The following is a 12912-nucleotide window of genomic DNA, read 5'->3' as shown; positions in this document are numbered from 1 at the left end:
CCGGCAAGACGGTATCTCTCCCTTAAAAAGGGAGAGGGGGCACATTGTGCTGGCTATTTACCCTCTGGCAAACGCCGAGGCTTCGGCGACCAGCGCATCGTCCGGGCGCACGCCGGTGTAGAGCGCAAACTGCTCCACCGCCTGTAAGGCAATCACTTCCGCGCCGCTGATCACCTGCTTGTCCAGCCGCTGTGCTAGCTTGATAAGCGGGGTTTCCGGCGGCAGGGCGACCACATCAAACACCACGCTGGCCTGTTCCACCATCGTCTGGCTGAAGGCCAGGGTTTCGCTTTCCGCGCCGCCCGCCATACCTAGCGGGGTGACGTTAACCAGAATATCCACCGGGATCCCCTCCGGCTTTGGCTGCCATTGAAAGCCATACTGCTTCGCCAGCGCCAGGCCATTATCGCGATTGCGGGCGGCGATAATCACGTCGCGGAAACCCGCATCGCGAAAGGCTGCGATCACCGCTTTGCCCATCCCGCCGCTACCCTGGATCATTACCTTCGCGGAGGAATCGAGTTGATTGCTGTCAATCAGACTTTTCACCGCGATGTAGTCCGTGTTCAGCCCGGTCAGCTTACCGTCGTCGTTGACGATGGTATTAACCGAGTCGATCACCTTCGCCGAAGGGTCGATAGCGTCGAGAAACGGCATGCAGCTCTCTTTAAACGGCATCGATACCGCGCAGCCGCGAATACCTAACGCGCGCACGCCTTTGACCGCTGCTTCAATATCCCTGGTCGTAAAGGCCTTATAGATGTAGTTCAGTCCCAGCTTTTCATACAGATAGTTATGAAAGCGGGTGCCGAAGTTACCCGGACGACCGGCCAGGGACATACACAGCAGCGTGTCGCGATTAATCATGAGTAATATCCTCCGCGTGGGCCAGCAGGTACTCTTCCGCCTCTTTTGACCAGATGCCGTGGTTGCGCTCCATAATCGCCGCCAGTTCCGGGTCGCTAATTTTCCCCAACGGCGTGAGCGGAATGTTTTTCCCGGTGTAGACCAGCTTTTTACCGCCGCCAACCGCCGGTAAATCCAGGGTGGTGTCGCCCGCCGCGTTAAGCCCCAGAATATGGGTCACCACTTTTGCAGTCTGGACTTTTTTCGCCTGCATCAGCGCTACGGCGGCGCGCATATCGTCGGTATTACCGCCGGAGGTGCCCACATAGTGGGTGAAAGCGTAATGCACATCGTAAAAATTGACCGGCGCGCTGAACTGTTTATCCTGCGGACCGGCGAAGAAGTTCAGGCAGCCGTCAGCAGCCAGCAGCGATGAAGCCATGGTGATGAGCTGTTCGTTAGGGACGAAAACGAAAATATCGTCAAAACCGTGACCACCGGTGAGCGCCATCAGCGTTTCGCGGCTGGCATCATGGCCATCAAGATAGTGAATCAGCGTTTGCGGTTCGGATGGGTAGTGCTGACGCGCATAGCTGAGTTTTGGCTTATTGGTATCGGTCACCACCAGCAGCGACGGGTTGATCGGGCCATGCAGCGCATAATCGATAGCCAGCAGCCCCATCGGGCCAGTGCCGCCGAGGATCAGCGTGCGTCCCTGCGGACGAATGCCCATCGTGTGATTATAGGTCCCTTCCTGCAGATGGTAGTTAGCGTTGAACGCGCCAATCACGCAGGAGAGCGGCTCCACCAGCGAGCCTTCAAACCAGGTATCGCCTTCCCATGAGAGCAGACAATCTTGCTCCATCACTTCGTTAGGGATCACCACGTGGGTCGCTTCGCCGCCGATCCAGGGGAATGAATAGCCGGGGCAGTCTGGGCGATCAGGTAACTGCAGGTTGGCCTGAATCACATAGCGCTGACCGGCGTGAAACTTGTGCTGCCACTTTTTACCGACGGCGATAATTTCACCGCAGAACTCATGGCCGATGATGATCGGGTTGGTCGCTACATCGTCCGGCACTTTTTTATGGTCCTCTCCCTGATTCGCCTCTTTCCAGGAGGAGAGGCACAGGCTATCGGTGACCACACGGGCGAGGATTTCATCATCCTGCATCGCCGGGAGTTCGAAGGTTTCCAGGCGCAGGTCGCGTTTGCCGTAAAGGCGCAGGGCTGTTGTTGTTTGCATGTTTACCACCTCATCCCCTTCATCTTTCGCATTACGGCTGTGTTGGCTTCCTTCACGCACCCTGGTCACGTAGTGAATCTACGCTCCCAGGGATACGTTCAGTTGCCGCCTTGCCGTACTGCGAAATCTTTTGGGGCTAACTTGTTGAAGTAGCCCCGGCATCGCCGGGGCGGAATAATCAGGACAGGAAGCCCAGCGCGTTACCGATAATCCCTAAACCAAACAGGGCGAAAATCAGCCATACGGGGTTCACTTTCTTATTAAGCAGACGCACCATCAGCAGCGTCAGGCCAAGGGCCAGCAGGCCGGGGCAGAGCTGATCGAGGATGTTTTGCACGGTCATGGTGACGGTCGAGCCATCGGCGCCCGGCGTTTGTGAAACCACCAGCGGCACGTTGATGGTGGTCCATTTGGTCACCAGCACGCCCATTACAAACAGGCCCAGAATGGAGGCCCCTTCGGTCAGTTTTTGCAGCAGGTTGCCGCCCATATCGCTGACGATATTGACCCCTTTACGAAAGCCCAACTGCAGCCCGTACCATTTCATGGCCAGACGTACTGCGTTGAAAATAAAGAAGAACAGCAGCGGGCCAAGAATATTGCCGGAGAGCGCCAACGATGCGCCGAGGGCGGCGGTAATCGGTCGCAATGTCCCCCACACCAGCGGGTCGCCAACCCCGGCCAGCGGGCCCATCAGGCCCACTTTGATACCGTTGATTGCGCCATCGTCGATAGCCGCGCCGTTAGCCCGTGCTTCCTCCATCGCCACCGTTACGCCAATGACCGGGCCGCAGACCGCCGGGGTAGTGTTAAAGAACACCAGGTGGCGTTTCAGTGCGGCAACCTGATCCTCTTTCAGCGGATAGAGACGCTTAATGGCCGGGATCATGTCGTAGCAAAAGCCAAGCCCGTGAATACGTTCGAAGTTGAATGACGCCTGCTGCAGGTTGGATCGCAGAAACATGCTCACCAGGTCGCCTTGGGTAATTTTTCTCTGTTCCATGTTGGGCTCCATCAGTCGTCAAGCTGGTCAAGGGCGGTGGAAGAGGTGGCCGCGGCCTGTGGTTCAGGTTTGCGCCACTGCGGGTTCAACTGGATATAAATCAGCGCGATGATGACTCCCACGCCGCCGAAGGCCAGCAGGCTGAAGTCGAGGTAACCGCCCGCGAGGAAGCCGAGGAAGAAGAAGGGCATCAGATACTTCACGCCCATCATGCGCAGCACCATGGCGTAGCCGACCACGACGATAAAACCGCCAGCGATTTGCAGACCGCGAGTGACGAATTCCGGGATGGCGTTAAGCATATTGCTGACCATATCGGCGCTGACGAACAGCGAGACCACCAGCGCGGGGATAGCGACGCGCAGTGCCTGGACACCCAGCGCTGAGACGTGCAGCAGATCGATGGTCCCGAATCGCGCCTCTTCTGCTGCTTTATCCGCCGCATGCTGGAACACCACGGTAATGGTACGGGCGAACACGGTGAGCACCTGGCCCGCGGCGGCGACCGGTAGCGCGATAGCTATCCCGGTGGCGATGCTTTGATGGCCGACAATCACCAGGATGGCCGAGATAATACTGGCCAGCGCCGAGTCCGGAGACTGCGCCGCACCGACGTTCATCCAGCCCAGCGCAATGAGCTCCAGGGTGCCGCCGAGCATAATCCCGGTTTTTAAATCCCCGAGAATTAAGCCAATGACGGTACAAGCGATTAATGGGCGGTGGGTCTGGAATTCATCCAGCACGCTGCCCATCCCGGCAATACAGGAAAAAATAAATATGGCTATTATTTGTAGGGTACTAATTTCCATAATTTGTCACCTTGAGGGTATAAGAATCCCTGCCTGTTACGGCATATCACTACAGGCGCGATTTATTATTCTGTAACGGACTGCTCAGCTATTTTGTCGAGAATATTAACCGATGGATCGGAGGCCACGACGCGTAAATCAAGTTTAACGCCCAGTTTATCCAGTTGCTGGAAGGCGTTAATATCCGCTTCGTCTAATGACACCGCTTTGGTTAATTGTTTTTTACCCGGTCGCCAGGCCATGCCGCCAATATTCAGGGTCGCTATATTCACGCCCTGCTGCACCATGGTTAATACGTCCTGCGGGTTAGTGAATAAATAAAAAACCGTTTCGTCTTTATATTGCGGATTGTGATAGACCGCGACGGCTTTTTCGAGATTCACTACGTTAACCTTCATGCCCGGAGGTGCGGCCTGGCGAAGTAACGTACGGCGAACTTCGTCGTTATAAACATCGTCATTACAGATAATAATTCGCTGGGCGTTGGCCACTTTTGACCACACGGTGGTGACCTGACCATGAATTAAACGGTCATCGATACGGGCGAGCGTAATGTTCATCAGAAATCCTCCTCAACGGTTTCCGGCTGCCGCCATGTGACGCAGCACTGGCTGGCGATGGTCTCCAGGTGTTGGCACAGTTCGTCAGCGTTCATCGTTTGCTGGTTATCCACCAGTTCCAGAGCCAGCGGTAGCGACAGGCCGCTGATGACCCGAAGCCGCGGGTTGCTCATCGCCAGCCCGGCGGCGGCGTTCCACGGGCTGCCGCACTGTAAATCGACGGCAATAAGCCATTGCTCATCACTGTGAGTGCTTACTAACTTTTCGATCTTTGTGGCGATATCCCCCGCGTTCTCGCCGGGGATAAATTCCACGGCGTTGACGTTGACGTCACCGTAGACCATGCGTACCGAGTCGAGCATGGCGCAGGCCAACTGGCCGTGGGCACAGAAGATGACATTAACCATTTTTCCTCCTTAGCCGCGCGTTTTTCCGCCCGCGATGTTAGTGGTTACTCCGGTGATATAGCTGGCGCGCTCTGAGAGCAGATAGCAAACAAAATCAGCGACTTCAGAGAGGCGACCTGAGCGACCAATCGGAATTGAGTTCTTGGTGTAGCCTTCGCGTAGCTGTTCAACGGTGATGCTGCGGGTCCAGGCCAGCGCTTCTTCGTATTCCGGCGTACGCAGTCCTGTTTTTTCCAGAATGCCGGGCGCAACGCCTACAACGCGGATGCCGTGTTTGCCCAGCTCTTTCGACCAGGAGCGAGTAAAGCTATTCAGCGCGGCTTTGGTTGCGGCATAGCAGCTCTGGCCTTCGGAGCCTTCCAGCCCGCTTTCCGACGAGACGTTAACGATCACGCCGTCGCGCTGTTTGACCATCTGACGAGCCACCGCTTGCGACATCAGGAACACGCCTTTCTGGTTGATATTGACCATTTTTTCGAATGCGGCTTCATTTAATTCATAACGACCGGCCGGGGCTTTCTCATCGACTAATAAGCGTGGGAAGTTAACGCCCGCGTTATTTACCAAACCATCAATACGGCCAAAACGTTGAATGATACTGTCGATGGTTTTATTCACTTCGCTGGCACTGGAAATATCGGTCGGCCAGAAAGTATAATTTTCACCGTCCTGATGTTTATCACCGCCGTGAATATCGCTCATCTGCACATTTGCGCCCTGGGCTAACAACTCATCGACAATGGCCAAGCCAATTCCTGATGCGCCACCGGTAACAATAATAATTTTGTCTTTTAAATTTAACCACGTTTCCATTATCGACTCCTGTTTTCTTTAGATAAAGGGATCCCCCGCAGCAGCGCTGCGTGAAATCATATTCTTGAAATTTACTTCAGTAATGACTCAGCGGTTTCTCGATTCGTCACCAGACAGTTAATATAATTCCCGTTTAATGCGCCAAGAATACCGGAGTATTTTTCCTCGCCCATCGCGATACCTACGGAATAACGTGCTTGCTTAAGTTTCGCCATCTCAATAGAGAGCGTTTTTTCGCTCATGGCGGTTTCTACCATCCCGCCATCAATGTCGTAAAAGCGTGAACAGATATCACCGGCCACCTGGCGGGCGTTGAGATCGTCGCTCTCTTCGCTGCCGTAAAACGCGTGCCAGTTAGCGCCATCGCGGATCGCCGGAGAACCAATCCCCACCAGCGCGACGTCGAGGTTATCCCAGTACGATGCAATCGTTTTAAAGTGCTGGGACTGCATAATACCGTTGCGAATTAATGTGTTATCAAGCAACGCCGGAAAGTCGGCGAGATGCGATTCGGCTTTTAGCTTCGCCGCCGCGCCATAGGTCAGCGTATTAACGTGGTAGCGACTCTCCAGTTTGCCGGACGGGCCGCCGATAATCGGTACGCAGATAACCTGGCGCGACTGACTGGCCTGCGGCAGATTTTCGACCAGTGAGCGCACCGCGCGTCCCCAGGAAAATCCGACGATGTCACCCGGCTCCAGCAGCCTGTCGACCAACTGTGCGCCGTGCTGACCGATAAGATTGAGCTGATCCTCTTCCAGCAGAGAGTCGCAGGTGGCGACTACCGCCTCTTTGAGGCCAAATCTTTGTTTGAGCTGCTGCTCAAGCCACAGGTTTTCGTTGTAGTCGTAGTTGATAGCGATGGTGACGATGCCCTGCTCGCGACCGCGTTTCAGTAGACGGCTGATGGTGGTGCGATAAATCCCCAGTTCGCGGGCAATCTGCGCCTGGGTCATATCCTGCTCGTAATAGAGTTGGGCGATTTTCACGATCAGGCGGATATCGTCGCTATTTTCCATCGTCATCTTTCGACTCCTGCACATTTGTGCAAATCACATATTTGCTGTTCTGATCTGATATAACCCTATCGATGCTGTACTTCAAAGCAATTTTCATCTATTTCATGACGATGTACTGGCGGTTTCTGTTGCACATTTGATGTGTGAGTAGATGGTTTACAGCACGTTTGTGCTGGTGGTGCTAAAGGCCTGATTCTGCTTTATTTCGCCGGTCAAAGTTGCAGAGGTCTTAAATGAACACTTTTGTGTTGAAAGGCGCGATAGATCACATTTAGTGCCAGGCAGCGAGTACGCGATTATTTTTTATCGTTCGCAAGGTAGGGTATATTTCGCTTTTTAAACATAAAAGCATTCAAGTTTTATCAAGGCGGCAAGAGAGTGAGCGCCCGAACAACTTGAAGGATGAAGTGTTTCAGGAGAAGTTATGCTGCCCGACTCGTCAACCCGACTCAATAAATACATCAGCGAAAGCGGAATTTGCTCGCGCCGCGAGGCCGATCGCTTTATCGAACAAGGCAACGTTTTTATCAACGGCAAGCGCGCCACCATTGGCGACCAGGTCAAAGCTGGCGACGTGGTGAAGGTCAATGGCCGGTTGATTGAGCCGCGTGAAGCGGATGATTTAGTGCTGATTGCGCTGAACAAACCCGTTGGCATTGTCAGCACCACCGAAGACGGCGAGCGCGACAACATCGTCGATTTCGTTAACCACAGCAAACGCGTTTTTCCGATTGGTCGTCTGGATAAAGATTCCCAGGGGCTGATCTTTTTGACCAATCATGGCGATCTGGTTAACAAGATCCTGCGCGCTGGTAACGATCACGAAAAAGAGTACCTGGTTACCGTCGATAAGCCGGTGACCGATGAGTTTATCCGCGGCATGGGCGCGGGCGTGCCGATCCTCGGGACGGTCACGAAGAAGTGTAAAGTCAAAAAAGAAGCGCCGTTTGTCTTTCGCATTACTCTGGTGCAGGGGCTGAATCGCCAGATCCGTCGCATGTGCGAACACTTTGGCTATGAAGTGATGAAGCTTGAACGTACGCGGATTATGAACGTCAGCCTGACGGGGATCCCGCTGGGGGAATGGCGCGATCTGACGGATGATGAGCTGATCGATCTGTTTAAGCTGATTGAAGGGTCTTCTTCAGAAGCGAAACCGAAGGCAAAAGCGAAGCCGAAAACGGCGGGGATTAAACGCCCGGTGGTGGCAATCGAAAAGACGGCCGAGAAATCACGCCCGGCGTCGAACGGTAAACGTTTTGTTCAGCCGGGGCGCAAAAAGAAAGGGCGCTAACGCCTGCCGCGCGTCGGCGTACTTGCCGACCAGGAAAACGATGCTTCACTGTCCGGTTTATAAGCCTGCTTTTTCTTCAACTGGCGGGCTTTTTTTGCCTCTGCTTCGCGTAAAACCATCAGTTTATCGATGTACTCTTTTTTCACGCTGTTGGTTTCCGCGTTAGTCAGCGGACGGCCATGCGCAATGCGCGCGCGATCAAGTAGGGTTTTCAGTTCGCGCTGTTCGCGCTCGGTCATCTCTTTTTGGGTAATGCGGGGGAGTGCCATAGTGGTGCCCTCAGTTAGCCGATGACTTCAGTGTACGGTAAAGGGGCAGACGTCTCACGGTAAATTGTTGCGCCTCCAGGAAAATCCCGGAGGCGGTGCTGTGCACCTGTCCGGGCTACCAGACCGCAGACTGCGGAAATCCCGGGTCGCGGCGTAAACGCCTTACCCGGGCTACTGGACCGCAGACGGCGGTAAACCTGTAGCCCGGCTAAGCGCAGCGCAAGCCGGGAAGATTACGGGCTGCTAGTTCTCTTTTCCCGTTTTACGCGATTCATCCGCAATCGGCTTCCCTGACCAGTAACCGGCCAGCAGCGAGCCGGACAGGTTGTGCCAGACTGAGAACAGCGCGCCTGGCAGCGCAGCCAGCGGACCAAAGTAGATTTTCCCCAGCGCGGCAGCCAGACCTGAGTTCTGCATCCCTACCTCAATCGCCAGCGTACGGCAGGTGGATTCATCAAAACCAAACAGTCGTCCGCCCCAGTAGCCGCCGAGCAGGCCGATGGTGTTGTGCAGGATAACCGCGATGATTACCACAAAGCCCACGGAGGCGATATGCGAAGCGGAGCCGGCTACCACGGCGCAGATAATCGCCAGAATACAAACCATTGAGAAGGCCGGGAGGAACGGTTCTACCGCCCTTACGACTTTTGGCAGCAGGTGATGAACCACCAGTCCCAGCGCAATCGGGATCACCACGATTTGCAGAATACTGAGCAACATTCCCATCACGTCCACCTGAATATGTGCATCGACGTAAAGGCGCGTCAGCAGCGGCGTTGCCACCACGCCGACCAGCGTGGAAACCGACGAGATGGTGACCGACAGTGCCACATCGCCTTTAGCCAGGTAGATCATGACGTTGGATGCCGTGCCGCTGGCAACGCTGCCGACCAGCACCATCCCGGCGGAGAGCTCCGGCGGCATATTGAAAATCAGCGCCAGCAGCCAGGCGGCGAGCGGCATCACCAGATAGTGCAGAAAAATCCCCGCAGCTACCGGTGCCGGGCGGGAAAGGACGCGTTTAAAGTCGTCCACCTTCAGGTGAACGCCCATGCCGAACATAATCAGCATCAGCAGCGTCGGGACCCAGGGGCCAATGGGAGTGAAAGTGGATGGCGTGTAATACGCGATAACCGAGAGCAGCAGCGCCCATAATGGGAACAGCCGCGTAAGCGTGGCGAGCATGTTGTTTTCCTTGCACGTATGTTGTGTTTGCTTGTTATATACCCTAAATAATTCGAGTTGCAGGACAAGGCACTTGTGCCTTGAACAGCGCTTGCGCTGGCCCCGAAGGGGCGAGGCCATAGGCCGAGTAACGCGGCAAGTGAGCGAATCCCCAGGAGCTTACTCTGGTAAGTGACTGGGGTGAACGAACGCAGCCAACGCACATGCAACTTGAAGTATGACGGGTATAAACAGGCCGGGATCGAGCCCGGCCATAGCTATTGTTTATCGTGCTAAGGAATATTATTCAAACTAATTATGTTCATGTTCCACTGCGGATACTCTCCCAGCTCAGCCCAAAGCGGGCTAAATACTTGCGCAGGCGGTCGGCATCATTGGGATTGGCCTTTTTCTGACGGGAGACGGCGAACAGCTCGCGTCCGGCTTCGGACAGCGAAGCGCTGCGTTGGCACACCTCCAGAACGGTTTCCAGTTGGCGGCGATCGAACAGATCGATTTCCATTTCGATATCAGGAGAAGATGTGGTGAGCTGCCAGCTCTCTTGTAAGAGCGCCATCTCCTCTTGTGCAAGAGCGAGCGTAATCCGCCCTTGCTCGGCCAGGGTTGCCATTCGCGCGACGGACGACCCAAGTTCGCGAAAGTTACCCCGCCACTGCGCCTGCGGCGAACAGGCAAAAGTCAGATAGCGCTCGCGGGCGTCTTTATCGAAACGAATCTGCGTTTGCCGTTCGTTTGCAAAGCGCTGTAATTCATACTCTACGTTCGGTGCGATATCTTCCCGCCGCTGCGCCAGGCCCGGCAGGGCAAAGCGCCACATATTGATGCGCGCATAGAGATCTTCGCGAAAACGACCTTCCGCCACCCATTGCTGCATATCGCGATGGGTACCGGCAATTAGCTGGAAATTGCTGTAGACCTCTTTATCGGAACCAAACGGGAAAAAGGTTTTCTCTTCAATCGCTTTTAGCAGCATAGCCTGCTCATCCAGCCCCAGCTCGGCGATTTCGTCGAGAAACAACACTCCGCCATCGGCCTCGCGCAGCAGGCCCGCTCGCGGCGTCAGCGCACCGGTAAACGCGCCTTTTACATGACCAAATAGCGTGGACATGGCGTTGTCTCCGCGCAGGGTGGCGCAGTTTACTGCCACCAGACTGCCCGCAACCTGATGGCGTGACTGACGAAGCTGAAAAATACGTTTGGCAAGGAAAGACTTACCGGCACCGGTTGGGCCAGTGAGAAGGATCGGATCGGTCGATCGGATCGCCACGCGCTCAATACGATCGATAAGTTTATTAAACGTCGGGTTGCGCGTATCAATACCGGCCTTCAGGAAGGAGACTGACTGCTGCTGCTCGCGCTGAAAGCGGCTGGTGAGCGTGGCGTAGCGGCTTAAATCAAGGTCGATAACCGAGCAGGTGCCAGCCGCGATCAGCTCATCTGACGAACCTTTCGGTGCAGGGCTGGTTTGCAGCAGGCTGGCGGGAAGATAGTGGGCTTCCGTCAGTAGAAACCAGCAAATCTGCGCCACGTGAGTCCCGGTGGTGATATGCACCAGATACTCTTCGTTCTCGGTATCAAACTCGTAATGGGTAGCGAAATCGAGGAAGGCGGCGTAGACCTCTTCAAAATCCCACGGATCGTTAATCTCGACCGTATGTGGCCGCACTTGGGTATGGGGTGAAAGCAGAGCCACATCTTCAATCAACCTTTGCGCCATGCTTTCATCACGCGGCTGATGGAGCAGTTCCAGCCTGTCGACGGGAAAATCTGCCTGCTGGCATAGTCCAACGGTGGGCCGCCATTTTTTTAATCGATTTGCCCGCTTACCGCGCTTGTCCAGTACCGTTCCAAGTACGCCAATCACTACCCGCCGCTTCTTCATGATTATCCCAAAAGATAAGTGTCGATATTTAAAGATAAAAAAATTACTTTCTGGCGGCAATGCTTAAAAATGAGATTTAAAATAAAACAATTAAAATCAATCAGATAAAAAATAATTTCGCCATTTTTTCTTTCTGGCACGCATCTGGCAATAACTCTCTCGTCAATACGCTGAAAACGCAGGGGGTTAAACCCCGCCGGCACCTCAGGAACGGCAGAGGCTGTTTTCCGGAAGTGTTCCGTCAGCCGATGACCACCACGGGTTCGATTCCCAATTTCATCTCCGAATGAAAACTGGTTGTTAATCATAGAAATAAAACGGGGCGTTGAGCTGTCAGCAACCCCCAAAACAGGCCGCCGGTAAAGACGCCGGGCCGCAGGCAAAAGGGAATTCCCCTGCGGCTTCGCCCCTGCATCCGCGCCTGATTAACTTTTAAAGGAATAAAAAATGACGAAGAAAGTTACGATACGCAAAGGTCAACTGGGTCTTTTATCCCGTGAGGGTGACTACTATCAGGTTCTGGAAGCGGGTACGCACCGCCTGCCGTGGTTTAACGTCCCTGAGGTGCTGATCGTCAACATGGACGGTAGCGAAGTGCCGGAAGCGCTGGCGGAGTATTTACGTCAGTTTCAGCCTGTGTGGGTTGAACGTTATTGCCTGGCGGCGGATCTGACGGATACCGAAACCGGGGCGCTGTACAACAACGGTGTGTTGCAGGAAATTTTGTCGCCCTCTACGCGTCGTCTATATTGGCCCGCCAGTGAGGATATGAAGCTGATACGCATGGACACTCAGCAGGTTCAGGTTCCGACTGCGGTGATGAATGCCGTATTGCAGCCTCGACGTAGCGGCGCGGTAAAAGGCCGTGAGTCGATCCTCACCGTGTCGGTCCCTGCATGGCACGTCGGGGTGCTGAAAATCGATGGTGAGACGCAGCCGTTACTGCCGCCGGGCCTGTCTGCTTACTGGAAGGTTAATCATCTGGTCGAAGCCGAAGTGGTCGATACCCGTTTACAGGTACTGGAGGTCGGCGGACAGGAGATCCTGACCAAAGATAAAGTGAATCTGCGTCTGAATCTGGCGGCGAACTGGCGCTACAACGACGTTTTGCAGGCTTACTGCCAGCTGACGAAGCCGCTGGACCATCTGTATCGCGAGCTGCAGTTTGCGCTGCGTGAAGCGGTAGGGACGCGCACGCTGGACGAGCTGCTGGAAGATAAGCAGGTGATTGATGAAGTGGTGAGCGCGCAGGTGAAATCCCGCATGACGCCCTTTGGTATCGAAGTCGCGTCCCTGGGGGTGAAAGATATTGTGCTGCCGGGCGATATGAAAGCGATTTTGTCGCAGCTGGTCGAGGCGGAAAAGTCGGCGCAGGCGAATGTGATCCGTCGGCGTGAAGAAACCGCCGCCACCCGCTCACTATTGAACACCGCGAAGGTGATGGAAAACAACCCGGTGGCGCTGCGCTTAAAAGAGCTGGAAACGCTGGAAAGAGTCGCGGAGCGTATCGATAAAATCTCAGTCTTTGGCGGCCTGGACCAGGTGCTGCATGGTCTGGTCAATATAAAAGGATAACGAA

The 12912-nt window shown here is 54.7% G+C and carries 14 protein-coding genes; 2 read left to right on the top strand and 12 right to left on the bottom strand.

Annotated elements, in window-relative coordinates; translation table 11 throughout:
* Positions 1–57 precede the first annotated feature (57 nt).
* The 8 genes from HV213_RS27650 to HV213_RS27615 form a co-directional block, all read right to left on the bottom strand.
* Complete coding sequence (locus HV213_RS27650) at positions 58–867, bottom strand: shikimate 5-dehydrogenase (RefSeq protein ID WP_142514416.1); 810 nt, start codon at positions 865–867, stop codon at positions 58–60.
* Positions 860–2092 (bottom strand): L-sorbose 1-phosphate reductase, encoded by a 1233-nt coding sequence (gene sorE / locus HV213_RS27645; protein WP_181484051.1) that lies wholly within the window; start codon positions 2090–2092, stop codon positions 860–862. Before sorE ends, HV213_RS27650 begins: the two co-directional genes overlap by 8 nt.
* A gap of 178 nt (positions 2093–2270) precedes the next feature.
* Entirely contained in the window at positions 2271–3095 is an 825-nt protein-coding gene (locus HV213_RS27640) for a PTS system mannose/fructose/sorbose family transporter subunit IID (protein ID WP_105889496.1), read from the bottom strand.
* Between the two features lie 11 nt (positions 3096–3106).
* Positions 3107–3904, bottom strand: a complete 798-nt coding sequence (locus HV213_RS27635) for a PTS mannose/fructose/sorbose transporter subunit IIC (protein WP_112215915.1) — start codon at positions 3902–3904, stop codon at positions 3107–3109.
* A gap of 65 nt (positions 3905–3969) precedes the next feature.
* On the bottom strand, positions 3970–4464 hold the full coding sequence (locus tag HV213_RS27630; protein WP_181484050.1) for a mannose/fructose/sorbose PTS transporter subunit IIB: 495 nt from the start codon (positions 4462–4464) through the stop codon (positions 3970–3972).
* Positions 4464–4871, bottom strand: coding sequence for a mannose/fructose/sorbose PTS transporter subunit IIA (locus HV213_RS27625; RefSeq protein WP_181484049.1), 408 nt, complete (start codon positions 4869–4871; stop codon positions 4464–4466). Before HV213_RS27625 ends, HV213_RS27630 begins: the two co-directional genes overlap by 1 nt.
* A gap of 9 nt (positions 4872–4880) precedes the next feature.
* Complete coding sequence (locus HV213_RS27620; protein ID WP_181484048.1) at positions 4881–5684, bottom strand: SDR family oxidoreductase; 804 nt, start codon at positions 5682–5684, stop codon at positions 4881–4883.
* A gap of 71 nt (positions 5685–5755) precedes the next feature.
* Positions 5756–6703: a sugar-binding transcriptional regulator gene (locus HV213_RS27615; protein WP_181486510.1), complete on the bottom strand. Its 948-nt coding sequence runs from the start codon at positions 6701–6703 to the stop codon at positions 5756–5758.
* Positions 6704–7127: 424 nt separating this feature from the next.
* Here HV213_RS27615 and rluF point away from each other — a divergent pair, with 424 nt between their 5' ends.
* Positions 7128–7997 carry a 23S rRNA pseudouridine(2604) synthase RluF gene (rluF, locus tag HV213_RS27610; RefSeq protein WP_110277237.1) on the top strand — a complete coding sequence of 290 codons (870 nt, stop codon included), beginning with the start codon at positions 7128–7130 and terminating at the stop codon, positions 7995–7997.
* On the opposite strand, the gene HV213_RS27605 is transcribed toward rluF, so the two are convergent.
* The 4 genes from HV213_RS27605 to HV213_RS27590 all read right to left on the bottom strand — a co-directional run bounded on the left by HV213_RS27605 (position 7994) and on the right by HV213_RS27590 (position 11680).
* A complete protein-coding gene (locus HV213_RS27605; RefSeq protein WP_110277236.1) occupies positions 7994–8266 on the bottom strand; it encodes a YjbD family protein in 273 nt (90 codons plus the stop codon). The two genes, rluF and HV213_RS27605, sit on opposite strands and share 4 nt — an antisense overlap.
* 243 nt (positions 8267–8509) lie before the next feature.
* Positions 8510–9451, bottom strand: coding sequence for a ketopantoate/pantoate/pantothenate transporter PanS (panS, locus tag HV213_RS27600; RefSeq protein WP_181484047.1), 942 nt, complete (start codon positions 9449–9451; stop codon positions 8510–8512).
* Positions 9452–9752: 301 nt separating this feature from the next.
* The gene (gene rtcR / locus HV213_RS27595) at positions 9753–11333 is read right to left on the bottom strand and encodes an RNA repair transcriptional activator RtcR (RefSeq protein ID WP_181484046.1); all 1581 of its coding nucleotides are present in this window, start codon (positions 11331–11333) and stop codon (positions 9753–9755) included.
* Positions 11334–11335: 2 nt separating this feature from the next.
* Positions 11336–11680, bottom strand: a complete 345-nt coding sequence (locus HV213_RS27590) for a hypothetical protein (protein WP_181484045.1) — start codon at positions 11678–11680, stop codon at positions 11336–11338.
* A 100-nt stretch (positions 11681–11780) separates the two neighbouring features.
* Here HV213_RS27590 and HV213_RS27585 point away from each other — a divergent pair, with 100 nt between their 5' ends.
* Entirely contained in the window at positions 11781–12908 is a 1128-nt protein-coding gene (locus HV213_RS27585) for a slipin family protein (protein WP_181484044.1), read from the top strand.
* Positions 12909–12912 lie beyond the last annotated feature (4 nt).

Origin of the sequence: Klebsiella sp. RHBSTW-00484, from assembly GCF_013705725.1 — a bacterium.
Taxonomy (GTDB): Bacteria; Pseudomonadota; Gammaproteobacteria; order Enterobacterales; family Enterobacteriaceae; genus Klebsiella.
This window is presented reverse-complemented; position numbering and strand designations above follow the sequence as displayed.

What these genes read in the sequence shown, in the direction of transcription:
- HV213_RS27650 (WP_142514416.1), bottom strand. Translation starts at nt 867, where the DNA reads ATGATTAATCGCGACACGCTGCTGTGTATGTCCCTGGCCGGTCGTCCG.
- sorE (WP_181484051.1), bottom strand. Translation starts at nt 2,092, where the DNA reads ATGCAAACAACAACAGCCCTGCGCCTTTACGGCAAACGCGACCTGCGC.
- HV213_RS27640 (WP_105889496.1), bottom strand. Translation starts at nt 3,095, where the DNA reads ATGGAACAGAGAAAAATTACCCAAGGCGACCTGGTGAGCATGTTTCTG.
- HV213_RS27635 (WP_112215915.1), bottom strand. Translation starts at nt 3,904, where the DNA reads ATGGAAATTAGTACCCTACAAATAATAGCCATATTTATTTTTTCCTGT.
- HV213_RS27630 (WP_181484050.1), bottom strand. Translation starts at nt 4,464, where the DNA reads ATGAACATTACGCTCGCCCGTATCGATGACCGTTTAATTCATGGTCAG.
- HV213_RS27625 (WP_181484049.1), bottom strand. Translation starts at nt 4,871, where the DNA reads ATGGTTAATGTCATCTTCTGTGCCCACGGCCAGTTGGCCTGCGCCATG.
- HV213_RS27620 (WP_181484048.1), bottom strand. Translation starts at nt 5,684, where the DNA reads ATGGAAACGTGGTTAAATTTAAAAGACAAAATTATTATTGTTACCGGT.
- HV213_RS27615 (WP_181486510.1), bottom strand. Translation starts at nt 6,703, where the DNA reads ATGGAAAATAGCGACGATATCCGCCTGATCGTGAAAATCGCCCAACTC.
- rluF (WP_110277237.1), top strand. Translation starts at nt 7,128, where the DNA reads ATGCTGCCCGACTCGTCAACCCGACTCAATAAATACATCAGCGAAAGC.
- HV213_RS27605 (WP_110277236.1), bottom strand. Translation starts at nt 8,266, where the DNA reads ATGGCACTCCCCCGCATTACCCAAAAAGAGATGACCGAGCGCGAACAG.
- panS (WP_181484047.1), bottom strand. Translation starts at nt 9,451, where the DNA reads ATGCTCGCCACGCTTACGCGGCTGTTCCCATTATGGGCGCTGCTGCTC.
- rtcR (WP_181484046.1), bottom strand. Translation starts at nt 11,333, where the DNA reads ATGAAGAAGCGGCGGGTAGTGATTGGCGTACTTGGAACGGTACTGGAC.
- HV213_RS27585 (WP_181484044.1), top strand. Translation starts at nt 11,781, where the DNA reads ATGACGAAGAAAGTTACGATACGCAAAGGTCAACTGGGTCTTTTATCC.